Origin of the sequence: Pseudundibacterium arcticum (assembly GCF_042646465.1) — a bacterium.
GTDB classification, from domain to species: Bacteria; Pseudomonadota; Gammaproteobacteria; order Burkholderiales; family Burkholderiaceae_D; genus Undibacterium_A; species Undibacterium_A arcticum.
The window spans coordinates 25,416-50,356 of sequence record NZ_JBHRTP010000105.1 but is presented as its reverse complement, the minus strand read 5'-3'; the positions used below and the strand labels follow the sequence as shown (position 1 = coordinate 50,356).

Below are 24,941 nucleotides of genomic sequence, written 5' to 3'. Positions count from 1 at the left end.
CGCTATAGTGTGTGATTATCGCTGTGAAGGCACTGAAATCAGAGCACAGACAACAGGAGCAAAAAATATGATCGAGTTACGCAAGAGTGAAGATCGCGGCCATGCCCAACACGGCTGGCTCGAATCCGATCACAGTTTTTCGTTTGCCGATTATTACGATCCGCAGCACATGGGCTTCGGCGCCTTGCGCGTGATCAACGACGATCGCATCGCCCCCGGCATGGGTTTCGGCACCCACGGTCATCGCGATATGGAGATCATCACCTATGTGCTGGAAGGCGAGATCGGGCACCAGGACAGCATGGGCAACGGCAGCGTGATCCGGCCGGCGACGTGCAGAAAATGAGCGCCGGCAGCGGCGTGCGTCATTCGGAATTCAACCCGTCCAGCAGCAACCGGACCCACTTGCTGCAAATCTGGATCGAGCCGAATGTCACCGGGATCACGCCGGAATACGAGGAAAAGCGGTTTGAAGCGGCCCGACAAGCGCGGCCAGTTGCGCTTGGTCGCCAGTCCGGACGGGCAGGGCGGTTCGACCACTATCCATCAGGACGCGCGCCTGTATGTCGGCCTGTTCGACGGCAATGAACGTGCTAGCATGAAATTGCCGGCCGGACGCCGCGCCTATGTGCATCTGGCGCGCGGCGAACTGGACGTCAACGGCATCGCGCTGAAGGCCGGCGATGCCGTGACGCTCAGCGACGAGGCGCAACTGGAATTGAGCCAGGGCCGGCAGGCGGAAGTATTGGTGTTCGATCTGGTCTGACGATTTGCAACAACAATCAACAATAGGTATCTCGATTAATTGGTTTGTCGTCCCAGCGAACGCTGGGACCCAGTGGCGTATGTTGCCTCTCGTTTAGCCTTAGAACGGCGCGTTTCCTGTCAGATCAAGCATTAACGGTGAGTGACGAAAGACGCTGGGTTCCAGCGTTCGCTGGAACGACTCGGATTTTGAATTAATAGGGACGCCCAATAATCAAGCAATATCCATGAACCATAATCAACAAGGAAAAATCATGAACCCCAATCTGAAAAATGGCGCCGCCCTCGTGGGCCGCTTGCTGCTGGCACTGCTATTCGTGCTCTCCGGTTTTCAAAAAATCACCGGTTACAGCGGCACCGCCAGTTATATGGCGAGCGCCGGCCTGCCCATGATCGGCCTGCTGCTGCCGTTGACGATCTTGATCGAATTCGGCGGTGGTCTGCTGCTCGTGATCGGCTGGCAGACTCGCTGGGTGGCGCTGGTCATGTTCCTGTTCCTGATCCCGGTTACCCTGACCTTCCATAACGTGGCGGCCGATCCGACCCAGATGGTCATGCTGCTGAAGAACGCGGCCATCATGGGCGGCATGTTGCAGCTGTTCGCGTTCGGCGCCGGCGCCTGGAGTGTGGACGGGCGTCGTCCTTCTTGATGTGTCAGGGGCGGCCACCGCCCCGGACCGTTTCCCCAGCAATTCCAGAAATCCGTCCGGTCGTCCTCATTCGTGAGCGACCGGCGTTACCCCCGCAAGTCCCCAATTTGATGAAAAAGGAAAAACCATGAGTAAAGTTGCCATCGTCTACCATTCCGGCTACGGCCACACCAAAAAGCAGGCCGAGGCTGTCCTCGCCGGCGCCGCGTCGGTCACGACCGCCGCGCTGATCGCGATCGACGCTGACGGTAATCTGAGCGAAAGCGAATGGGACGTGCTGAAGGCCGCCGACGCCATCGTATTCGGTTCGCCGACCTACATGGGTTCGGTGTCGTGGCAGTTCAAGAAATTCGCCGACGCGTCGTCCAAACAATGGTTTTCACAGGTCTGGAAAGACAAGATCGCGGCCGGCTTCACCAATTCCGCGACCATGAACGGCGACAAGCTGTCGACGCTGCACTACATGTTCACGCTGTCGATGCAGCACAGCATGATCTGGGTCGGTACCGGCATGATGCCGTCCAACAGCAAGGCTGCCGAGCGCAACGACCTCAACTACGTCGGTTCGTTCGCCGGCGCGATGGCGCAAAGCCCGTCCGATTCATCGCCGGAAGAAGGCCCGCTGCCAGGCGATCTGGAAACCGCAAGGCAGTTCGGCAAGCGGGTCGCCGAGACGGCCGGTAAGTTACATAAATAAGTGCACAAATAAGTGGTGAAAATGCGGTCGTAAAGGCCGTGGCAGCGTTACCCGAAAAAAAGCCCGCCGGCAATGCCAGGTGGGCTTTTTTGCATCGATAAGAAATTATGAAGGGAGTATGCTTAATACATGGCCTGAGGCCCATGTATCCATTGCGGAAAAAATAATACTGATGCCAGTATTTGTTTTACTGAAATCCTGCCGACAGCACACCCGGACCCATGTCAGCGGGCATTCAAGCAGCCGCTGGTGCGCAATGCGGGCAGGATAGGCCGGCCACATAGTCCGGCGACAACTGCTCGCGTGGCGTGACCACGGCATCGCACGCCACGCAGTGTGCGCTCAGGGTCGGCTCCAGCTTCGGATTGAGCGCGGTCCGATGGTCGAACACGAAACAGTCGCCGTCGTAATGCGCGCCGCCGACTTCCTCGAAATATTTCAAGATCCCGCCATCGAGCTGATACACGCTGTCGTAACCGACGTTTTTCATGTGGATCGCCGCCTTTTCGCAGCGGATGCCGCCGGTGCAGAAGGTCACCAGCGTCTTGCCTGCCAGTTCCTCCTTGCGCGCCGCGACCACGGCCGGGAAATCGCTGAATTTGTCGATCCGGTAATCGATCGTGTTGCGGAAAGTGCCGACGTCGACCTCGAACGCATTGCGCGTATCGAGCATCGCGACCGGTTTGCCGGCATCGTCATGGCCCTGATCCAGCCAGCGCTTGAGCGTTGGCGCATCGACCGCCGGCGCCCGGCCCAGCTCGGGTTTGATCAGCGGCATCTTCATCGTGATGATCTCGCGCTTGAGCTTGACCAGCATGTGCTTGAACGGCTGCTCGGCGGAGAGACTTTCCTTGACCTCGATATCGGCAAAGCGCTGATCGTCCCGCAGCCAGGCCAGGAATCGGTCGATCTGCGGGCGCGCGCCTGCCAGAAACAGGTTGATCCCTTCCGGGCTGAGCAGAATCGTCCCTTTTAAGCCCAGTTCGTTGCACAAAGCGAGAAATTGCGGGCGCTTTTCGACGCTATCGTCGACGCTGACGAACTTGTAGGCGGCGATGTTGACAAATGGCGCGGCGCCGGGGTCGTGCTGCAGTGCGGTGGTGGTGCCAGTGGCTTGCATGATGCGATTTCAATAAGATGGGACAGGTAAAGGGGCAGTGCGCATTATAAACTTGTCCGCCACCGCGTTCCGATGGTCCAGCGCAACGGGTCGAACGGGTAAAATAGCGCGATGAGCTCTCCGCAATTTACCCACCTCCGCCTGCATTCCGAATATTCGATCGTCGATGGCCTGGTGCGCCTCGATGAAGTGGTCAAAGTTGCCTTTGAAGACGGTCAGGCAGCGCTTGCCATCACCGATCTGGCTAACCTGTTCGGCATGGTCAAGTTTTACAAAGCCGCCCGTGGCAAGGGCATCAAGCCGATCATCGGCTGCGATGTCTGGATCAGCAACGACGACAACCGCGACAAGCCGTCGCGTCTGTTGCTGCTGGTCAAGAACCGCACCGGCTATTTGCAGTTGTGCGAATTGCTGTCGCGCGCCTGGCTCGACAACCAGCATCGCGGCCGCGCCGAAATCCGCGCCGAATGGTTGCAGGGGCTGCTGGACCTGCAACAGCAGGGCCAGGAAGCCGGCCTGATCGCCTTGTCCGGCGCCCAGTCCGGCGACGTCGGCATCGCGATCGACAACGGCAACCTGGCCGCGGCGCAGCGTTGCGCCGAACGCTGGGCGCAGATTTTCCCGGGCCATTTTTACCTCGAGATCCAGCGCGCCGGCCAACCGAACATGGAGCCGCATCTGCGGCAGGCGGTCGCGCTGGCTGCCAAGCTGGGCCTGCCGGTGGTGGCCACTCATCCGGTGCAATTCGTGTCGAAGGACGAATTCACCGCGCACGAGGCCCGCACCTGTATCGCCGAAGGCGAGATGCTGGCCAATACGCGCCGCGTGCGCCGCTTCAACGAGCAGCAATGCTTCAAGACCCAGGCTGAAATGGTCGCGCTGTTCGCCGATCTGCCGGCCGCGGTCCAGAACACGCTGGAGATCGCCAAACGCTGCAACCTGACGCTGGAGCTGGGCAAGCCCAAGCTGCCGGACTTCCCGACACCGGACGGTGTGACCATCGACGAATTCCTGGTGCTGGAAGCCCAGCAGGGTCTGGAACAGCGGCTGCTGCAGCTGTATCCCGACGAGGCCAGGCGCGCCGCAGAGCGCCCGCGCTACGAGGCGCGCCTGAAGTTCGAGACCGACACCATCATCAAGATGGGCTTTCCCGGCTACTTCCTGATCGTGGCCGAATTCATCCGCTGGGCCAAGGAAAACGGCGTGCCGGTGGGACCCGGCCGCGGCTCCGGCGCCGGTTCGCTGGTCGCGTATTCGCTGCTGATTACCGACCTCGATCCGCTCGAGTACAACCTGCTGTTCGAGCGCTTCCTGAATCCGGAACGGGTCTCGATGCCCGACTTCGACATCGACTTTTGCCAGGAAGGGCGCGACCGCGTGATCCAGCACGTCAAGGATCTGTATGGCAAGGAGGCGGTGTCGCAGATCGCCACCTTCGGCACCATGGCGGCCAAGGGCGCGATCCGCGACGTCGGCCGCGTGCTCGATTTCGGTTACAACTTCTGCGACGGCATTTCCAAGCTGATCCCGTTCAAGCCGGGCAAGCACGTGACGATTGCCGACGCCATCAATGAAGAACCGGCGCTGGCCGAGCGGCTGGAAAACGAGGAAGAGGTCAAGCAGCTGCTGAACCTGGCGCAGCAGGTCGAAGGCATCGCGCGCAACATCGGCATGCATGCCGGCGGCGTGCTGATCGCGCCCGGCAAGCTGACCGATTTCTGTCCGCTGTACACCCAGGGCGGCGATTCCGGCGTGGTGTCGCAGTACGACAAGGACGACGTCGAGGCGGTCGGTCTGGTCAAGTTCGACTTTCTGGGGTTGACCACGCTGACGATTCTCGACCGCGCGGTACGCTATATCAAGCAACTCGATCCGGCGCTGGCCGAGTTCGATCTGGCCAAGCTGCCGCTGAACGACCGGCCCTCGTACGAGCTGCTGACCAAGGCCAAGACGGTCGCGGTATTCCAGCTGGAAAGCCGCGGCATGCAAGGCATGCTGAAAGATGCGCGGCCCGACCGTTTCGAGGACATCATCGCGCTGGTCGCGCTGTACCGGCCGGGACCGATGGACCTGATCCCCGATTTCTGCAAGCGCAAGCACGGCGAGCGTTTCGAATATCCCGATCCGCGCACCGAAGGCATCCTGTCCGAAACCTACGGCATCATGGTGTATCAGGAGCAGGTGATGCAGATGGCGCAGGTGGTCGGCGGTTACTCGCTCGGCGGCGCCGACTTGCTGCGACGCGCGATGGGCAAGAAGAAAGCGGAAGAGATGGCCGAGCACCGCCAGATTTTCCGTGACGGCGCGGCCAAGGATGGCTTGTCGGAAGCCAAGGCCGACGAGATCTTCGACTTGATGGAAAAGTTCGCCGGCTACGGCTTCAACAAGTCGCACGCCGCCGCCTACGCCTTGCTGTCGTATCACACCGCGTTCCTGAAGGCGCATCACCCGGCCGCGTTCATGGCAGCCAACTTGTCGCTGGCGATGGACGACACCGACAAGATCAAGATCCTGGTCGAAGATGCGCTCGATGTCTGCGGCCTGACGCTGCTGCCGCCCGATATCAACCAGTCCGATTACCGCTTCATCCCGGTCGGCGAGCCGCCCAGCGTCAGCAAGAAAAAGGTCACACAGATTCGCTACGGCCTCGGCGCCGTCAAGGGTTCGGGCCAGAGCGCGATCGAGGCCATCGTCGCGGCGCGCAAGGACGGACCGTTCATCAGCCTGTTCGACTTCTGCAAGCGGGTCGACAAGCGCCAGATCAATCGCCGCACCATCGATTCGCTGATCAAGGCCGGCGCCTTCGATTGCCTCGGCGTCGATCGCGCGATCCTGCTGGCCTCGGTCGGCTTTGCGATGGACGTGGCGGAGCAGGCCGAAGCATCGAGCAACCAGGTCAGCCTGTTCGGCGGCGACGACAGCGACATGGTGCCGCCGCCGGAATACCTGAAGGTCGCGCCCTGGACCGATAAGCAAAAGCTGACCGAAGAAAAATCGGCGCTCGGCTTCTACCTGTCCGGCCATCTGTTCAATGCCTACGCAGTCGAGGCGCGCAAGTTCGCCCGCACCCGGCTGGCCGACCTGGCGCCGTCACGCGAGCCGAAATGGATCGCCGGCGTGATTTCCGGCCTGCGCACCCAGATGACCCAGCGCGGCAAGATGATCATCGTCACGCTCGACGACGGCAGCGCGACGGTCGACGTGACGATTTATAACGAAATCTACGACGCCAACAAGCGCCTGTTCAAGGAAGACGAATTCCTGGCGGTGCTGGGCAAGGTGTCGGAAGACCGGTTCTCTGGCGGCCTGCGGATCGCCGCCGACAAGGTGATGGACATCGGCGCGGCGCGCATCAATTTCATGAAAGCCTTGCGCCTGACGATCGACGCCTCGGTCGGCCATGACACGCTGGCACAGGTGCTGCGGCCATTCCAGCTGCAGCAGGGTTGCCCGGTCGTGATTCAATACAAGAATGCGAGCGCCAGCACCGAACTGCTGCTGAGCGACAACTGGCGCGTCAATCCGGACGACGCGTTGCAGCAGCAACTGGTGGAGTGGTTGAAAGCGGATAACATTTCACTCGACTATGCATGATCGGTCGGGTCGGATTCGCAGCAATGCATCCGACCCGACCGAAATCGTACTGATCGCAATGATTGCCACCTGAAGGAGTGTTCACCATGTCAAACGCCCCCGCGATTTCCTGCTTCCCGGTGCCCGAGCTGGCCGACCTGCCCGACGATATCCGCCAGGTCATCCTCGCCGTCCAGGAAAAATCCGGCTTCGTGCCGAACGTGTTCCTGACCCTGGCGCATCGGCCCGCCGAGTTCCGCGCCTTCTTCGCCTATCACGATGCGCTGATGATCAAGGACACTGGCAGCCTGACCAAGGCCGACCGCGAAATGATCGTGACCGCCACCAGCGCCAAGAACGGCTGCCTGTACTGCGTGGTCGCTCACGGCGCGCTGCTGCGGATTTATTCGAAGCAGCCACTGGTGGCCGATCAGGTCGCGGTCAACCACCTGAAGGCCGATATCACGCCGCGCCAGAAGGCCATGCTCGACTTTGCGATCAAGGTCTGCCTGCAGTCGGACCAGGTCGGCGACGAGGACTACGCCGTCCTCAACGGCTACGGCTTCGACCACGAGGACATCTGGGACATCGCCGCGATCACCGCCTTCTTCGGCTTGTCGAACCGTATCGCGAACGTGATTTCGATGCGGCCGAACGATGAATTTTTCCTGATGGGACGGGTGCCGCGGGTAAAGCCGGCGCAGAACTAAGGGGTGGCTCGCCGGCATTGCGAAGGACGGGAGAATCTATGGATGATGTGCTGATCAACAAGGCCGCCATCATAGAGCGCTGCGTGGCGCGTGCGCGGCAGGAGTACGTGGCCGCCGGCGCAGCATTTGGCACCGATTTTACCCGGCAGGATGCAGCCGTTCTGAACATCCAGTGCGCCTGCGAAGCCGCTCTCGATATGGGCCAGCACCTGATCCGCCGCGATAAGCTGGGTGTGCCTCAAAGCGCGCGCGATGTGTTTGCATTGCTGGCACAAGCCGGTTGGATCGATGGGACATTGGCCGAAGCGCTCAAGCACATGGTGGGCTTTCGCAATATCGCCGTGCATGATGATTAGACCCTGTTGTTGCCGATTACGGTCAAGGTAACCACCCTGCATCTGGGCGAGTTCTTGCAATACAGCGCAGCGACCCTAAATTTCTTATTTATGGGACTTACGCGAAATGCGTAATTTCGTAGGATGGCTGCAACCCATTATTGAGCGCCAAGGGAGAACGATGGGTTGCACCCATCCTACTTTTTTCTGGTTTGCGTAAGTCTAGACTTATTTAAGGAAGGCGAAGGGTCCCGGCTTCGCCGAGTTCCACCGCTGCGGTCAAACATTGATGCTGTATTTTTAGTTCCCGGCGCGCCCGGGTGCCGCACATCAAGCCTTGAAATTCCATGTCGAGACGCTGGCCGCGACATCCTGCTGACATTTTCCGACATCCCGGCCGAGCACTGCCCGCACCCGATCGAGTCGACTTTCGCGACGGTACGGCACAGCACTACTCGCACGCGCAACTGCGTGTCTCGCCCGACCTTGCTCGCACGCGCTCGTGGCGCATGACTTCACCTTCTGCCATTGGCCAGATCTTTCCCCTCGTTTATTCGAAACAACAGTTACCACGGTCAACATTGCGTTTTCGCAATAATCTGCAAGATTTCCAATCAATGTTCAGTATAATGCCGCTGGCCGCTTGCAAAAATTCCGCATGGAAACAATTGCAGTTGGCAGGAATTAAAGAATCTCCTCAATGAAATCATTGCAATTAATCAAGATGAGAAGCCTGGTTAGTCAGCGATCGCATGAAGATCTGCATGAACATTGGAGCTGCTGGGTTGAGTTCCCTCCCCCTCGCAGGGGGAGGGTTAGGGTGGGGGTCGTACGGTTAAATCTGGTCAGCAGTATTTGTACGCGCTACCCCATCCCAACCTTCCCCCTGCAAGGGGGAAGGGGCTAAAAGCCTTAGCCAGCAACGATCCCTCATGCAATCGCCCTGCTGGTTAGTTGAATCATTACGAATGCTTGCGTCTTTAATTAATGTCTCGAATGTTTTCATGCCAAGGCGCGGTATGCAGCGTTATACGAAATTAGCGAATGACGTTAAGCAATTAAGTCTTGTCGGAAATAATGTGTAGCATCCGGTTCAAATTTGTCTTTCCTAAGTAAAAAATTACTCGTCTTGCATTTGGTAGATTTGTATATCAACTATGCAATTGCCAATTTTTAATATTAGAGATTTTTTTCGTCACAATATTTTAATGACCTCTATTGCTGCGATCGTAAAGGGAAGCAATGCATCGCGTCATCAATAGCACTAGCCGCGTCTTGTTGCTACAAGGGCCTATGGGCTCATTTTTCTCGCGATTTGCTGCCTTTATCAAGGCGCATCGCGTATCCGTGTGGAAGGTCAATTTCAACGGTGGCGACTGGCTTTTCTCGCTCGGCCAGAATACCCTTAACTACCGCGGAACCTTGGAAGCGTGGCCGGCATATCTTCTGCAAGTCATTCAAGAGAAACGCATCGATCGAATATTCCTATTCGGCGATTGCCGCTCGTACCATTGGGAAGCCATCAAAATCGCTCGCGCCGCCGGTATTCGTGTTTTTGTCTTCGAAGAAGGTTACGTTCGACCGTATTACATCACCTTGGAAGAGAACGGCGTGAATGGCTTTTCTTCCTTGCCGCGCGATCCTCTCTTTTACCTGAATGAGCAAGCGACCGCCCTGGTGCCTAAGCCGAAACCGGAAAGCCTCAGTTTCAAGCGCATGGCATGGACTGCAATGGCCTACTATCTTGCTGGCGCGTTATTGCGTCCTTATTTCTGGAACTACAATCATCACAAGAGCTTCTCTATGGTGCACAAGGGCTTCAGCTGGTGTCGCTCCGGCGTGCGAAAGTTGCTGTACAGCAGGAAGGATCATGCATTCACTCAACGTCTCGCCAGTGATTTGTCGAAACATTATTTTCTTGCGGTTTTGCAAGTACACAATGATGCGCAAGTTGCGTTTCACAGTCACTACGAAGACGTTCGGGATTTTATCCGCGAAGTCATTGAATCGTTTGCGACGCATGCGCCAGCGGAGTCGCTCCTTGTTCTCAAGCATCACCCGATGGATCGCGGGGCCAGGCATTACGGTCGGTTGATCGACAGTCTTTGCGCTCGCTACAACATCGCCGACCGAATCGCCTATGTGCACCAGATTCATTTGCCAACCGCGCTCGATCATGCGCGCGGTGTGGTCGCGATAAATAGTACGGTCGGTCTTTCAGCGTTACTGCACAAGGCGCCGGTCAAGGTAATGGGCGATGCGATCTATGACATGGCTGGACTCACCTGTCAGGCGTCGCTGGAAAAATTCTGGGTCGCGCCGGGTAAAGTATCCAAGCCGTTATTTGACGCATTTCACCGCCACGTGATCGCTACCACGCAGATCAACGGCAGCTTTCACGGGTTGGAGCCATTTTCAGTTGCCAGCCCGCTTTTCCCCCTCCCGGCAAAAAGTTTCTTCAAGAACGATGCAATAGACGTGTCGATGCCTGGCAGTTCCGTAAAGCCGGGTATTCGGGACCAGTACCCGGTTGGACATTTGCGGGATCTGGTACCAGATTCGCACGTCGCTAAACGTGCATAGCGCGATACTCGATGCCGCGTGCAGCAAGATTTTTTGTGGCCAATTAGACCGGGCAAACACAGGGAAAAGTATTTTTTCAGAAACAAAATCGATGTTACCATTCGCCAATAGTTGTCACCAATTACCACCAAATCTTGTAGCAGCATTTCACATATAGGTATTCTAAAATGTTCAAAAAGAAAAACTCCATTCTTTGGTTGGCCATGACCGCGGCCCTCACGGCATGCGGCGGTGGCGGTAGCTCTAGTCCTAGCCCTGCAACTACCTCCACCGCTACCACTACCCAAGCGACGCCAAGCTCTGGCAAGGCAGTCGACGGCTACCTCGTCGGCTCGACCGTGTTCTGCGATGTCAACAAGAATGGCGTTTTCGACGCAGCTACAGAAACTACGACCACCACTCTCGCAGGCGGCGCGTTCACGTTCGCGGCCGGTTGCAGCGGCACGGTTGTGGTTACCGGTGGTACTGATGCCACGACAAATTACGCTTTCAAGGGCACCTTGAAAGCTCCGGCAGGAAGTGCGGTAGCGACTCCATTAACGTCCCTGACTGCCGACACCGGCATGACTGCTGCGCAACTGGCCACCGCGCTGGGATTGCCAGCAGGAACCGACGTAACCAAGCTTGATCCGGCAGACGGTAGTCATCAGAATTTGTTGAGAACCACTCTCGCTGTGCAGCAAATCGTCCAACAGTTGGCAAATACGCTTGGTACGCTTGCCGCGAGCTCTGATACCTCCGGTATTTATACCAAAGTAGCCAATGCGGTTGCCGCGACACTGCTGGCTAACCCTAGCCTGCCTATGTTCGGCGCAGACGGTTCAGTGAACCTTACCGTGTTGACCGCAGCGGCCAAAGGCGCGGTTGCGTCAATGGCGGCCGATTCCAAATTCAATGTGTTCACGATCAGCGATGCGAATCTGGCAGCTATGGCTGCGCAAATTGGTGCGCAAGCCCAGCAGTTCCTGAATGCTTCCGACGCTGACCTCGCTAATTTGGCCTCGAAGCTTCAAAACCCGGCGGCTGCGCCAATTGATACTACGGCAACGACTGCCTATCTGGCGCTGCAGAGCGACTCGGTCCGTATCAACGGAAATCAAATTTCCTATGCATCCTTGACGGCTGGTGCGTCGATCAGCACACCTACTACGTTCGGACTTGATTTCAGCATCACTGGCGCACCTGCGATCGATACCGTAGCCAATCTGGCTTTGGAATTGGTGGAAGTGGGCGGTCAATCCCGTGTGCTGCAACTGATGATCGACAAGGTCAATATCAAGAACGTCAACGGTCAGCTGTCGATTGTTCCTGACGCCACCGCGAAGGTCTACGTGTACGGCCACACGGGTAGCGGTAATGACATCAATCTGACCTTGAATGATTTGACCTTCAAGCCGATTACCGTCACCAACAATTCCCTGACCTTGAACTACAAGTCGTTGGTCAATAAGGTTCTCGCCAGTGTCGACAACACTACCCAAACCACGGCGCAAAAATTCACCAGCATTACCGGTGAATTCAAGATCAAGGTGGCGATTGATGGTTTGAGAGTCCGGAATCTCGACGGTGCTGCAGCGCTGCCGTCTACCGCGATCACAGTGACCGGCAGCAGCCCGGTCCAGTCGGTAAATGGTGTGGGCGTTTCAGGCACCTTGACGATTCAGTGATCGTAGCAAACTAACATTGTTGCATCAGATAGAGAGCGGCGCTGTTGGCCGCTCTCTTTTCAATAATAGTCAGTGAATTGTCACCTTCGCTACTCGCTCATGTCTGAGTCGGACCGGAATTTTCAATGAATACGTCATACTGCGTCATTGGTGCTGCACTCGCAAGTGCGCTTGCTTGCTCATCCGTGGGAGCCGCTCCGCTGGACGCTCTTCTCACGGCGAACCAGAACAACATGCCGGGGAAGGGTGAAGTTGAAGTCAGTTATGACCTGATCAACAACTCGCTCGACTTCCTGAATCTCCGAGAAAAGAACGGGTCGACCACCAATGTGGGTGATTACAAAGGCGGTCACGTGCGTGGCGGCGTTGCAATCACCCCGCGACTTTGGGTGGACGGCGCATTGTGGCAGAGGCAAATCGACTATCGCAGCTTCCTGGCAAAACTCAATACGTGGCAACTGGCTGGTCAGTACAAGGTGATTGAGGGCGCGGGATACGTGCCGAGCGTCGCGGTTCGTCTGGGTGCCTGGGGTAACTCTGCGGACTCGCTGACAAAATTCACCAATACGACCGTGGTCGGAACCAAATTCACATCGGCGACAGTAACGGAACCGAAAGACACTCAATATCAGCTTGATTTGATTGGTACCTGGCCCCTGTCGCAGCAGACCGAGGTGTCGATCTTTGCGGGTGCGGGTGCAAGCAGGATCACATTTGACTCGATCAGCGCTACCTCGAGAACCGCGAACGGCTGCGAATACAACGTCGCTTTCAGCCAGGATGGCTCGGTGGCTACACTCGCGCAGCCTTGTAGCGCTAAAGTAGTTATCACCAGGTTTACGCAGCCGGCTAGCGCTACTGTCGATGTCTACAAAGAGGCTAGGTACACTGCTTCTTATTATCAGGCAGGCTTTATGGCGGCTTGGCACAGTCAGGATTGGCGTATTCGGGCAGGCTATCAGTATCAGACGATCAATCGTAGTGAAGTCGACGACATTATCGTCAGCCGGGGCAACACTCCGTATAAGCATAATCATGTGTTGATCGGCGATGTCAGCTACCACGCGTTCAAGAATACGATCGTGTTTCTGCGGGGTCAGTACATGGCAAATCAGTTCAACGGTGAAGTGCCATTGGCTTACAACAGTTTGACGGCGGATCGGTTCAATCAGCGGTATGGACTAGTGAGTACGGGGCTAATTTTTACGTTTTAAGGGTATCTCTATTGATTGGGTTGTCGTTCCAGCCCTTCGGCGGGCTCAGGCCTGAGCTCGCCGAAGGGCTGGAACGACTCGGATTTTGAATTAAGACAACAAGAGGCGTTGCACTCGGTTTTTGAGGCTGCCGTATCTCAATTAATTGGGTTGTCGTCCCAGCGAACGCTGGGACCCAGTCGCGTATGTTGCGCAAAGATGCATATTGCCCCTCGTCTAGCCTTAAAACAGCGTGTTTCCTGTCATATCAAGCACTAACGGTGCATGACGAACGACCCTGGATTCCATCGTGGCCGCAGCCAGCTTGTCCTGAGCCCGCCGAAGGGCTGGAACGACTCAGATTTTGAATTTAAGGTATCTCTATTAATTGGTTTGTCGTCCCAGCGAACGCTGGGACCCGTGCGAGGGGTCCTCGCACCGTATGTTGCGCAACGATGCATCTTGCCCCTCGTTTAGCCTCAAAACGGCATGTTTCCTGTCATATCAAGCACTAACCGTGAGTGACGCACGACGCTGGATTCCAGCGCGGCCATAGGCCAGCTTGTCCTGAGCCAGCCGAAGGGGCTGGAACGACTCGGATTTTGAATTAACAGAGGCACACTTTAGTCCCGCGACACCCAAGCGCGCGCCAAGATCGCCAGCTTGCGCCACTGCCGCCTGACAATCCCCACCCGCAGCTTCTCGAGTCCGCCGTTGGCCTCCAGCGCATTCCGGGTTTCCACAATGCGATGCAATACCGCTTCGCAGGTGGTGTAACCCTTCAAGTCCCAGTCCCAATAGATAGGGTAGCGCAGCAACGTACCCGCCACCAACTCGTCCAGCGTCAAACGCCGCCGGCGGCGCGCAAAGACAGCCCCCTCTTTCAAGACATCTTCGGTCAGCCCCCAACCAGTATAAAACGGCTGGCCGTACACCACCACCCGCTTGCCGCGCAGCAGGGCATCGAAACCCGTAAGCGAGGTCATGGTATGCACCACGTCGCACGCCTCGATGCAGCTCACCACCGAAAGCCGCGTCTCTATGTGGTCGGCAAACTCCCGCGCATGGGCCAGGACCAACTTTCCGGCACGGTTGCCCGACATGACATCCGGGTGCGGCTTGTAGACGATAAAGGCATTTGGATGCGCCCGGCGCGCGGCCTGCAGCAGGGCCAGGTTGGTCTTGACGTCTGTGCAGCCGTAGCGGATCGAGGCATCGTCCTCCACTTGGCCGGGCACCAGCACCACTTCTTTGGCACCGGTTGGCCACACAACCTTCTCGCGCGGCTCCAGGTTGTATTTTGTAATGCCGTGCTCAACGATGAATGCACGCACATGGCGGGCGCGATCGAGCTCTTCTTCAGAAAACTGCGCAGTGTCGAGAATGTGCTCCAGATCAGACGGTTGGGTGGGGTCAAAATAAATGCCACGTTGGTCCAGCACCAGCGACAAGGGACGAATCAAATCCGAACCCAGTCCCACCGAACGGACAAAACCATCTTCCATGCGCAGCGCACGCGCTGAACTCTCCCCGGCCAATGCGAGCAACCCCGCCGGAGCCTGCCGCCCCCAGTAGACCAGACAGTCGCCAGACTTTGGCCCCAAGGCTGCTGCCGCCTTGACGTTGGGCACAAACACCACCTGTTTCTGATCCAGCGACAACAGCGGCTTGATATTGGCCGCCTTCCAGCGCCGAAAACCCACGCAGATCATCCGGTCCGGATACCGGGCTGCCATATCACGCTGCCGCTCCAGCCAATCGATCACGTCAAAAATCGTTCCGCGCTGATGCGTCACCGGATTCAGGTAGCGGGAGTAATGAAAATAGGATGCAGCAAACAGCTCATACATCGAGCGCTGACGAGTACGACGTACACAGGTTTGCCGATCATCCGTCTCCCCCCAGCCCGCATACCAGGGCATACCGAACACCGTCACCGGCTTGCCGGCCACCAAGGCCTCAAAGCCCATGGTGGAAGTTACCACATAGACCCGGTTCATCTGCTCGATCAAACTCAGCGGGTTGATCGCCTGGCGCAGCACCACGGTGCGCACACCGTCCACCAAACCGTCCTGCACATCGGTCAGGTAACCGCCCTTGCGACCAGAAGTCACCTCCGGATGCGTCTTGACGTAAATAGTGGCCTGCGGGTTTTCTGCGCGGGCAGCAGCCAGCATCGCGGCAAAGGTCTCCGCACCGGCACCGCCCAGTGTCACGCTCATGTCGCCAACGGTCTGATCGATCACCAGCACGCGCTGCACATCACCTGAGCGCAGAACGCTGGCATCCAGTAAAGGCGCGTGGTTGTACTTGCTCAACCGGCGCCCAAGCACCAGCGCCTTGGCCCGCGCCACGTCGGCAGCAATGCCATCCAGCAGATCGACAGGTGAAGCCAGCAAAGATTCCAGCGCCGAAGGCCGGGTGCTGTCGTAGTAAACGCCCTGACCATCCACCACCAGCGACAGCGGCGGGAAATGCTCGCCGGTGCCCAACGAACGCAGAAATCCGTCTTCCAGGCAAACAAACGACAATTGACGGCGGTTTGCAAATGCACGGGATCTTTTCGTACTCTGACGTTGTCCCCAGCCTGCTATTGCATCAATGCCGGATAAAGCGGCGTTCGTCAGCCCGCCAAGCCGGTGTACTTCCGTGCCAAGAAATGACGGCAAATGCGGAATACGCCAAATGCCGGGTGAAAAAATTCCGATCACTGGGCTAATTGCCTTTGTTGGAGATAGTCAGAGAATGCACTTCCCACCTCGAAGTGCTTAATACCATAACTTACCGTGGCTTTAAGATAACCTAACTTCGATCCGCAGTCGTACCGAGTCCCAACAAATGGATGCGCCAGAACAACTTCTTCCTTGAGTAGACTAGCAATGCCGTCGGTTAGCTGAATTTCTCCTCCGGCACCTGGCCGGACATCACGCAACTTGTCAAAGATCCGCGGTGTAAGGATATAGCGGCCAACAACCGCCAGATTCGATGGTGCGATATCCGGATGGGGCTTTTCAACGACGTTAAATATCTGTTGATAGGCATCGTGCAACTGATTGACCTCAACAATGCCGTATGAGCCCGTTTGCTCGGGTGCCACGGTTTCCACGCCCAGCACCGAACTGCCGGTCTGTTCATAGATACGAACCATCTGTGCCATCGCACCCGGTTCGCCGTCAATCAGATCGTCGGCCAGGATCACGGCGAAAGGCGCATCACCCACTGCCGGCTGAGCGCAAAGCACCGCATGACCGAGGCCAAGCGCCCTGGCCTGGCGGATATACATGCATGAAACATGCGGTGGCAGGATGTCTCGGGCCAACTCCAGCAGTTTGTGCTTGTTATTGAGCTCCAGTTCGGTTTCAAGCTCATAGGCCACATCGAAATGATCTTCGATACTGCGCTTGTTACGGCCGGTGACGAAAACAAGTTCGGTAATGCCGGCTGCGATTGCCTCCTCAACGGCGTATTGAATTAAAGGTTTGTCGACGACCGGCAGCATTTCCTTTGGACTGGCCTTGGTGGCAGGAAGGAAACGGGAGCCGAAACCGGCAACGGGAAAAACTGCTTTGGTAATTTTCTTCATTTCTTTCCTGGCTTGTCAGTCGTTAAGAGCCATATCTGATTAATCATTTATAGAACTACCGCAAAATGCATCAGAAGTAGGGTGCGCCGTGCGCACCGATGCGATCATCATCATGTCGCCGACGATGGATTGCTCGCAATGATCACTATCGTCATTGAAATCTCCGCAACTCCCACGCCCAGGCATGAGCGACAATGGTATCGAGATCGGCATATTTGGGCGTCCAGCCCAGCTCGGCCCTGGCCTTGCGCGCATCCGCCGCGAGGCGTGGCGGGTCGCCGGCACGTCGATCCCCTTTCTCTACCGCGATGTGCCTCCCAGCCACGCGGCGGGCGGCATCAATTACTTCCCGCACAGAAAACCCGTTGCCATTGCCCAAATTATAGCGGGCGCTATCGCCCCCTTGCAGCAAGTGATCCAATGCATGCAAATGAGCACTGCACAAATCTTCGATATGGATGTAATCGCGAATACAGGTACCATCCGGAGTATCGTAATCCTCGCCGTAAATAGTGACATGTGGACGCCGGCCGGATGCCGCTTGCAGGATAAGCGGAATTAAATGGGTCTCAGGTTCATGGCACTCACCCAACTCACCATCTGCATCCGCCCCGGCAGCATTGAAGTAGCGCAAGCAAATGGACTTGAGACCATAAGCACGGTCGTAATCTTCCAATATCTGCTCCACCATCCACTTGCTGCGACCATAGGGATTAATCGGCTCCTTGGGATGAGCTTCATCAATGGGATCGTATTTCGGATTCCCGAAAATCGCCGCCGTGGAAGAAAAAATAAAATTCCGAACACCATGCGCTCGCATGCCATCCAGCAACACTTGCGTAGCGATTACATTGTTGCGGTAATACTTGGCCGGCTCCTGCACCGACTCCCCAACCTGGATAAAGCTGGCAAAGTGCATAACCGCCGCTGGGCTTACGCGTTCCAACACCTCATCGAGCAGGTTGGCGTCGCCTATATCTCCCACTACCAGTTCCGCACCCAGTACCGCTTCGCGCCGACCGCTACTCAGATCGTCCACAACGACCGGCACGTAGCCTGCAGCACGCAACATTTTGACCATGTGCGAGCCGATGTAACCTGCACCGCCAACCACTAGAATTTTTGGAAATTTTTCCATTATTTTATTTTTCCCCACATTTTTCTTCCACCAATATAAAAATATTTTTTACGTCGAATAATTAAGCGCTTCCGGCGAATTGGTAAGCCGAGAAAACTTGAACAAGTCATCATTCGGGATCTAGGATTTCGACGTATAGCGACTTAAGACCTTTTTTCGAACGAAATAAACTGAATTTTTCATGAACGGAATGAGACGATTGATGATGTCCATCATGTTGCAGATTGGGAGACTTGTTCAGGGCTACCCTCAAACTTAACCATGGTCGATGATCTACGTATAACTTCATCGAACAGACGGCGAGAATTTTCTCCATCATTGAAAGCGAAGAAGTCATCGATGCGTTGCCGGTAGTTCTGGCCGAGAGAGAATCTATTCTCTATGGCAGCAGAGAATTCACTTTCCAGTTGATCGATTGTCGTTGCCACAGGGCCGAAACCATCGGTACAGTAATCGTAGTAACCATTTCCGTAGGTATGGGATGAGAAAAACTCATCGAAGTCAAATTGAAAATACATTACAGACTGCCTCAGGTAGGCTACATCAAAGGCGATCGATGAGTAGTCCGTAACAAGAAGCGTGCAATCTACCAAGTAATTCTGAATACTCTCCTGTTCCAAATCAACGATTTTCACTGAGGGAGGGAGATTGAAATATTCGATATACTGTTTTACGTTAGGATGGGGTATGAAAACTATTTCATAGCCATGCGCTATAGCTTTATCAAGTAGCGCTTTGTTGGAAAGAAAAGCGTTCCAGTTCTTGAAATAGCTGGATGACTTGAAATTCGGGTTGGCCGTACGTTCTGAGGTCTTGCCGATAAGCGTCCCCGAAAGGCTGAGACGCCAGGTCGGCATAACGACGATGGTCTTGGGGGCTTTGCTCTTCCTAGCGAACAGAGCATCATAGCGAGGAAATCCCGTCAAAGAAACCTCTCGACGGCTATATTTGTAAAACCCGGAAATCATCGAATCAAATTCTCTTGGGGCGGCCGTAACGAGCAAATCAATTTGCCGTGAATTGAGCCATGCCGATTGATCGTCTTTGGTAACCCCATGCTGTAGAAAGCAGAATTTGTAGTTGATCAAGTCTCCAAAATGGCTTTTCGGTAGTACATTGACCACAAAAGGTGCAGCGTGAGAGGAAAATAGCCAACTGGCATTCATTAATAGCAGCTTGTGCTGAAGGCCACCAAAAGGAACCAGTTTGAAACCTTCGCTTTTTAGGCGTCGCCAGTCGTCAGTATTTTTGCGCAGAACAAAGTAGGATTTTTCGCCATTACTGGTATTATTCTTAACCCAACGATAGAAATGTTCGGCATTGTCATCCGCCTTGGAGTCCTTATCCAGAAAAACCCAAGCATCTTGATAGCGTTTCGTAGTCCATTCACAGGTAGTTAGTAAACGTAGCATGTAGGTATAAACGGATGGACGATGATTTACACTGACGCTGGCATTAAGCGCAGACATCACCTGCCCCGACAGAGTGTCTACTTTTACACCCTTGACGAATAAATTGCAGAGGTGACCATTCAGCTTAACTTCCAACTGGGTGAGACCAAAGGCCGATACCCATGCAATATGCTCAAACAAGAAATCGCGGTCGAAGGCATCATGTTTGATAGTTTTGCTGAATTCAGGCTCGATTGCCGATCCATTTCTGAAGAATTCTAGTTTTTCTTCAATTGTTGTAAACCATTTCAATTTGATCAGTCCGGATACTGAATCGATGCCATCCAGATGAACAGGCACCTGATTCGGGTGCACTCCCTTGTAGCGACTTTGAACGCCGTAGCGAATATTCCACTTGGCCAGAGCCTGGCGCCCCACATCAACAGTCTTGAAATCTACGTACGAATATAGGACACGTAAACTATCTTCCAGCTTAGCCTTAGTGTTGGAGGATAAATTCTCGAGGGAACGTCGCTTTAAAAGCAGCTCGTTGTGAAAATTTAGCACGGTGTAAGCGATTCTAATCTGTAGCCAGGGTGGTAGCGCAGTATTGCGATTACCAAAAAATTTCGATGTCTCAACGATACTGTTCAAATAACGATCCGACTTTAGGTTAACAGGATATCCTAGAGGGAATAGAGCGGTTGAAGCGGCAGCATTAGTCGCGACGGCAATATCCGATGCGACACATATTTTTCCATTGCCGTTGCTCGATAGATAATGATCTAGGAAAGCAAGCTCGGCGCACTCGTAATGGACGTTAGCGTTGGCGTGCCAAGATGTGGCACTACGACACAGGGATTGTTTAGGGAAGAAGGTGTTTTGAACAGTCAAAAAAGGAATATTTCTCTGCTGCTCGAGCCCAAGCTGATGGATGGTTCCAGGTTTGATATTCCCATTGGCCTTGGGCAAAGTGCCGCCGGTCAGAATAAGATCCGTCGAAACAGCAATATATTCAAACTGATTTGGTGATAGCCATGAACAGAGCGACGCGAAAAAGAGAGGAGTGTATTTGCTATGTAAGGTGGCATAGCCAATCCAATTTCCGCGACAACGAATCAGTCCTCTATCCAAGGCGGCACTCAGTTCATTGGACGGATATTCCAAACGTGAGATTTGGTTGGGAAACTCTTGCTCCAACCGTTCCAAGATCGGAATGGACGGATGAGAACTATTGATAATGAATATGATTTCGAGTCCGATCTGGCGCCCAGCGCCGCGCAGTAGCGCATTATCGATGAAATCCCGAAAATTTGATTCCCCACGCCCAACCGGAACCAGAAGCGATATAGTAGACGAGTTTCGGTAATTCCAATGATTACGTCTCGCTACATTATTCCTGATTTTATCAGTGATAAACAGTCGCGGCTTTGTTATTGCCTTGGTTAATTTTCTTATGAATGCCATTGGAATTGAAAATATAAATGTGTATGAATGGTTAAGAAAAAAAATTTCGGATAATCCTCAGTGATCGCCTGGTCGATCTCCAGATACGGCCACCTCGATCAAGAAAGTCAGGCCGAGCGTCAAGCAGCGCGAAGAATTCTGAGGAGTCTGTTTCATATAGGTAGCAGGTTTCGAAAAACATGTTTGCTAGCCAGAGTGGCGATTTATGAGAAAGGTTTTCTTGATTTCCATCCAACATGGCTCTCATTTTCTTATTAAACAAGTAAGAATTATCACTGCGCTTAGAGTAGTATTTTTCATCACGATTTTTTGCGTGGTGCAAATGCAATGCAAATTTTTTTTTCAGAATCCAGTTAAAACAAAGCGGCGACAACATGGCACGAAAACCTTCCGCTAGAAGCGGCGCCCTGTATGGTTTATCAACAAGCATTTCTTGCGAAAAAGAAATTACATTTTTCTTCAAAGCCAGACGAATCATAAAATCAAAATCTTCATAGCTGTGGCCGCTATAGGCTTCATTAAACCCCCCGATATCCGCAAAATCCGTCGACCACAACACCATCACAGAGGACGGACTTGCGAGATGTTGCGTTAGTTGTTTCTGGAAATTTAAATATGCCTCAATTAATTCTTTAGGTCTGTTTTCTCTTTGAATCTTGTTAGAGCCGTTATTGGTAAGGTATAGGCACGGCGCCATTGCAAAAGGCTCTTTCAATTCGTGAACAGAATTAAATAATTCAAAAAATAGATTGGTGTCGGGAAAAATATCTGCATCAAGCAACAGCAAAAAATTAGTTTTTATCTCGCCAAACCCATGATTTCGAAGAATTGCATTGTTGGACAGGCCATCATATAAATGACCAGATGCCAATATCGCATTGGTGCCCCACAGTAATTTCGCAGCAGATTTCAGCTTTTCATCCCAGCGAGTACACCTGTCATTGTGACTAACAACCACACGTATACCTGCATTCGTCAGAGTCGAAACAAGCTTATTAACTCGCTGAAAAAGCTGCTTAGGACGTCGCGCAAGGTCCAAGGGAATTAGAGCGGTCATATCGGCCATGGTATTTTCCTTATTCATCGAATCGCAGAATATTGGAACGCCAACTTGGCCGACTTTACTAATAACGAAGGGAAAATGCGCGCGAGATATTTCAGCATATCGAGCCACCTTGAAATCCGTGTTCTCATGAGAATGGATGGCAGTACACTCATTGTTCGAATGGCTTTGAAATAACGTTGCTGTAAGGGGCCTGAAGTGATGCAAGCTTATGGGCGATACGATCGGCAGCCGCAGAATCCACAGACGCTAGGTCGAGGCGATTCAAGGCGCTGCAGGCCTTCTGGGTGTTTCCCAGGTTGAGATATGCTTCGCTCAACAATTCGCCGATTTTTTGGGTATACCCCGATGCAGGGGTATCTTCAAGCAAATCAACACACTCGCGATATCGGCGAGCCTTGAATTGAATTTGGGCCATTTTCAGGCGAGCACGTCCTAATAATGGATGAACTGCTAACGCTCGCTGAAGAAAATATTCGCAGGCGCCAAGATCACCCTGCTTTTCTGAAATCAGGGCGGAAAAATACTGCGGCATGGACCAGGCCGGAATTTCGTTAGCTACCGTGATGATGGCATCGCTGTCCCCTAGGCAGACCGTCTTTTGTATAGCCAGGATTTCATTAAATTTCTTGATGGCAGTAGCGCGAACAACATCGATGGTCGTGCTCGTTTCAGCTTGGATCAGAAATGTTGTATCGCCATTCATGAAAAATGAATTTACAACTTTACTTAATCCAAACTGACCATCGATATACTTTGCGACAACATGGGTGCGATTAGTAATCAAATATACGCCAAGCAGGGGGTTAGCCGCTTTCAACTGGCAGGCGCAATAAAAATCGACAATATCATTATTCCCAGATAAGACAAGCACATCCTGCGGGACCTTAAAGGGTAGGGACGCGATATTCCCGGCCCCCTCCGGGATACTCTGGAGACTGGTCACGCTTCTTCCAAGGGGAATACACAATTCGGACTCGGGGCCAAGCGCCATGATGCGGTCTGCGCCAAGCAGCGAACCGTATTTCAGGGCGGCATAGGCACCCATGCTGGAGCCGAGGGTGAAGACGCGGCCAGAGAAAGTCTTTAACGAATCTATCTTTTCAACCAACCAATTAAGCAGCCCAGCTTCGTCTCCGAACTCAGGCGTGCCATTCAAATACCACCCGTTGGAAAAATCATTAACGAAAATCACATGGGCAGGCAGACTGGAAAGGATACTGTAAAAGGTAAACTTGCCTTTTGCGGTGTCGCGTGCGGAAAACGCAATACACACATCCTGACTACCAGGGCGGCGGTCAATAAAAGTGCTTTCCATGATTTTAACGCCTTGGTAACAATATTATAAATATTAATGCGTGAAATCCGGAAAATTCCACAGCCTGAATGTTTTGCGATCGCCTGTTCCCGATAAGACCCCTATGTAGGCAGAAGTTTGGTCCGAACGTGGCAATTGCCGAACCGAAATCCCTTCCGGCTCATAAAACTTCCCTTTACCATCGAACAAGGCGATGTTTCTGCCGATAGTGACGTTAATATTTTTTCTGACGACTTGACCATTCAATGTCATGACATAAATCTTTTTCGGCTGATCGATTTCCGAACGCCCGGCAAGTATGTAGACATATTTATCGTCACAAGCAATACCTTGAACCGGATTTCCGTCAGACAATAGAGCCTCGGGCAGGGGCCATTCTGCGACAAACTGATTCGAGTAGTCGCCAGGACCACCGCGCTTCAGCTGCTCGAGATTGAATATGCGAATATATTGTTCTCTGGGTGCGGTACGCCCCCTGACAACCAGCGTCTGATTTCCATAACATACTTTGGGCATGGTTACGTTTTTTGACATGAAACGCTGGTCGAAAAGAGTATAGCTCTCGACATCGGAAATTGATTGATTAGGCTTGTACATGAAGCGGATCGCTTCTCTGCCACCATCCTTGCCCCCTTTGGAACCCCACAGCCAAACAGGCCCGTTTGTACGATGCTCGATACTGATCCCCTGATGACCAAGAACGTGAAAAGGGAGTGTTGCATCTACTGTTTCCGATCCGCGAGCAGTAAGTCGGATACGTGTTACTAGAGAGGTTTCATCGTCACCATTCTTTCGCAGAGACTGGACAAAAACCCAGGAACCGCTATCGTCGAAAGCAAAATCCTGGGGAATTCCTTCAACGTCCACGACTATCGATTGTGTGTCAACATCCGCTTGACTGGAAGCTGCGGCAACAGAACAGGCGATAAAAAACAATAACAGTCGAGTCAGTCTTGCGAACGAGGAATCCACATTAGGTTTAAATGAATGAGTCATAGAGGCTTCCGATTAGGTTTAAATGAGAGAGTCATAGAGTCCTCCGGCATGTCAGCGCTATACAAACTTTGGCGGTGATGAGCCTAGAACAGCAAGTTTTAGCTGGATCACAGATTCAGTGTGGCGTCGAGATAGGCTAGGTCACAAGCCCAAAACCAACTTCGTACTCACCGCTATCTGGTAAATGATCTGGGTCATATCTTTCCAAATCTGCCTCGACTTCATTTCAATCTCCGGCAGCACCAAAATTTCATCCCCAGCGCGAACAGCGATGTCGCCATTGCCGAGGCTGCAAAATCCTTTTTCGCCGTCCGCTTCGGCAAAGCTGTCGGACGACGGGCAACAACGAGACTCGCGGCATCGGCGGTCTGAATATAGCCGTCTGGGCGGACGTAGTCATCCATGTTCCGCGCCTTGTCGAAAGCTATCGCTTTGGGAGAATAGTACTTCGCCGCTGCCCGCACCAAATCATCCTTGGTCGGCATATGCAGTATGTTGTCGCCGGCGAGTTCCAGCTCGCTGTTGGAGGTGGCGAATGTGGCCATCAGGGTTGTATTTATCCGCCGTGACTTGATGATGCCGTTGCAGACTGCGCAAGGCATAGCCAAGACCATTTTTTGTGCTCCGACTCATTGATGCAATACACATTTACTCTTTACCCACAGACGTTATGCAATAAGAGAGTACACACG

Annotated in this window: 17 protein-coding genes and 2 pseudogenes; 10 read left to right on the top strand and 9 right to left on the bottom strand. The window is 53.9% G+C overall.

Annotation, left to right across the window (positions count from 1 at the left end; genetic code table 11):
* The first annotated feature begins 67 nt into the window (after positions 1 to 67).
* The 3 genes and pseudogenes from ACFOFO_RS25390 to ACFOFO_RS25380 all read left to right on the top strand — a co-directional run bounded on the left by ACFOFO_RS25390 (position 68) and on the right by ACFOFO_RS25380 (position 2,112).
* Positions 68 to 766, top strand: a pseudogene (locus ACFOFO_RS25390) (pirin family protein).
* Positions 767 to 1,019: 253 nt separating this feature from the next.
* The gene (locus ACFOFO_RS25385; protein WP_390322652.1) at positions 1,020 to 1,415 is read left to right on the top strand and encodes a DoxX family protein; all 396 of its coding nucleotides are present in this window, start codon (positions 1,020 to 1,022) and stop codon (positions 1,413 to 1,415) included.
* A gap of 127 nt (positions 1,416 to 1,542) precedes the next feature.
* Positions 1,543 to 2,112 (top strand): flavodoxin family protein, encoded by a 570-nt coding sequence (locus ACFOFO_RS25380; RefSeq protein WP_390322653.1) that lies wholly within the window; start codon positions 1,543 to 1,545, stop codon positions 2,110 to 2,112.
* A 235-nt stretch (positions 2,113 to 2,347) separates the two neighbouring features.
* Here ACFOFO_RS25380 and ACFOFO_RS25375 read toward each other — a convergent pair whose 3' ends face one another.
* Positions 2,348 to 3,232: a sulfurtransferase gene (locus ACFOFO_RS25375; protein ID WP_390322654.1), complete on the bottom strand. Its 885-nt coding sequence runs from the start codon at positions 3,230 to 3,232 to the stop codon at positions 2,348 to 2,350.
* Between the two features lie 111 nt (positions 3,233 to 3,343).
* Between ACFOFO_RS25375 and dnaE the strand changes: the two genes are divergently transcribed.
* The 7 genes and pseudogenes from dnaE (at position 3,344) to ACFOFO_RS25340 (ending at position 13,314) form a co-directional block, all read left to right on the top strand.
* Positions 3,344 to 6,826 (top strand): DNA polymerase III subunit alpha, encoded by a 3,483-nt coding sequence (gene dnaE / locus ACFOFO_RS25370; protein ID WP_390322655.1) that lies wholly within the window; start codon positions 3,344 to 3,346, stop codon positions 6,824 to 6,826.
* A gap of 86 nt (positions 6,827 to 6,912) precedes the next feature.
* Complete coding sequence (locus ACFOFO_RS25365) at positions 6,913 to 7,515, top strand: peroxidase-related enzyme (RefSeq protein WP_390333395.1); 603 nt, start codon at positions 6,913 to 6,915, stop codon at positions 7,513 to 7,515.
* Between the two features lie 38 nt (positions 7,516 to 7,553).
* Positions 7,554 to 7,871 carry a type VII toxin-antitoxin system HepT family RNase toxin gene (gene hepT, locus ACFOFO_RS25360; RefSeq protein ID WP_390322656.1) on the top strand — a complete coding sequence of 106 codons (318 nt, stop codon included), beginning with the start codon at positions 7,554 to 7,556 and terminating at the stop codon, positions 7,869 to 7,871.
* A 342-nt stretch (positions 7,872 to 8,213) separates the two neighbouring features.
* Positions 8,214 to 8,345: pseudogene (locus ACFOFO_RS25355) on the top strand (IS256 family transposase); the annotation flags it as partial.
* Between the two features lie 747 nt (positions 8,346 to 9,092).
* Positions 9,093 to 10,433 (top strand): capsule biosynthesis protein, encoded by a 1,341-nt coding sequence (locus ACFOFO_RS25350; RefSeq protein ID WP_390333392.1) that lies wholly within the window; start codon positions 9,093 to 9,095, stop codon positions 10,431 to 10,433.
* A gap of 167 nt (positions 10,434 to 10,600) precedes the next feature.
* Positions 10,601 to 12,100 (top strand): hypothetical protein, encoded by a 1,500-nt coding sequence (locus ACFOFO_RS25345; RefSeq protein WP_390333391.1) that lies wholly within the window; start codon positions 10,601 to 10,603, stop codon positions 12,098 to 12,100.
* Between the two features lie 125 nt (positions 12,101 to 12,225).
* Entirely contained in the window at positions 12,226 to 13,314 is a 1,089-nt protein-coding gene (locus ACFOFO_RS25340; protein WP_390322659.1) for a hypothetical protein, read from the top strand.
* Positions 13,315 to 13,916: 602 nt separating this feature from the next.
* Here the strand turns inward: ACFOFO_RS25340 and ACFOFO_RS25335 are convergent.
* The 8 genes from ACFOFO_RS25335 to ACFOFO_RS25300 form a co-directional block, all read right to left on the bottom strand.
* A complete protein-coding gene (locus ACFOFO_RS25335; protein WP_390322660.1) occupies positions 13,917 to 16,004 on the bottom strand; it encodes a capsular polysaccharide biosynthesis protein in 2,088 nt (695 codons plus the stop codon).
* Positions 16,001 to 16,876 carry a UTP--glucose-1-phosphate uridylyltransferase GalU gene (galU, locus tag ACFOFO_RS25330; RefSeq protein WP_390333389.1) on the bottom strand — a complete coding sequence of 292 codons (876 nt, stop codon included), beginning with the start codon at positions 16,874 to 16,876 and terminating at the stop codon, positions 16,001 to 16,003. Before galU ends, ACFOFO_RS25335 begins: the two co-directional genes overlap by 4 nt.
* A 151-nt stretch (positions 16,877 to 17,027) precedes the next feature.
* Positions 17,028 to 18,014 (bottom strand): UDP-glucose 4-epimerase GalE, encoded by a 987-nt coding sequence (gene galE / locus ACFOFO_RS25325; RefSeq protein WP_390322662.1) that lies wholly within the window; start codon positions 18,012 to 18,014, stop codon positions 17,028 to 17,030.
* Positions 18,015 to 18,226: 212 nt separating this feature from the next.
* Positions 18,227 to 20,872: a CDP-glycerol glycerophosphotransferase family protein gene (locus tag ACFOFO_RS25320; protein WP_390333387.1), complete on the bottom strand. Its 2,646-nt coding sequence runs from the start codon at positions 20,870 to 20,872 to the stop codon at positions 18,227 to 18,229.
* A gap of 31 nt (positions 20,873 to 20,903) precedes the next feature.
* Positions 20,904 to 21,938, bottom strand: a complete 1,035-nt coding sequence (locus tag ACFOFO_RS25315; protein WP_390322664.1) for a galactosyltransferase-related protein — start codon at positions 21,936 to 21,938, stop codon at positions 20,904 to 20,906.
* A gap of 148 nt (positions 21,939 to 22,086) precedes the next feature.
* A complete protein-coding gene (locus ACFOFO_RS25310) occupies positions 22,087 to 23,253 on the bottom strand; it encodes a tetratricopeptide repeat protein (RefSeq protein ID WP_390333386.1) in 1,167 nt (388 codons plus the stop codon).
* A gap of 33 nt (positions 23,254 to 23,286) precedes the next feature.
* The gene (locus ACFOFO_RS25305; protein WP_390322666.1) at positions 23,287 to 24,249 is read right to left on the bottom strand and encodes a phage baseplate protein; all 963 of its coding nucleotides are present in this window, start codon (positions 24,247 to 24,249) and stop codon (positions 23,287 to 23,289) included.
* A 221-nt stretch (positions 24,250 to 24,470) separates the two neighbouring features.
* Complete coding sequence (locus ACFOFO_RS25300; RefSeq protein WP_390322667.1) at positions 24,471 to 24,794, bottom strand: hypothetical protein; 324 nt, start codon at positions 24,792 to 24,794, stop codon at positions 24,471 to 24,473.
* Between the last annotated feature and the right edge of the window lie 147 nt (positions 24,795 to 24,941).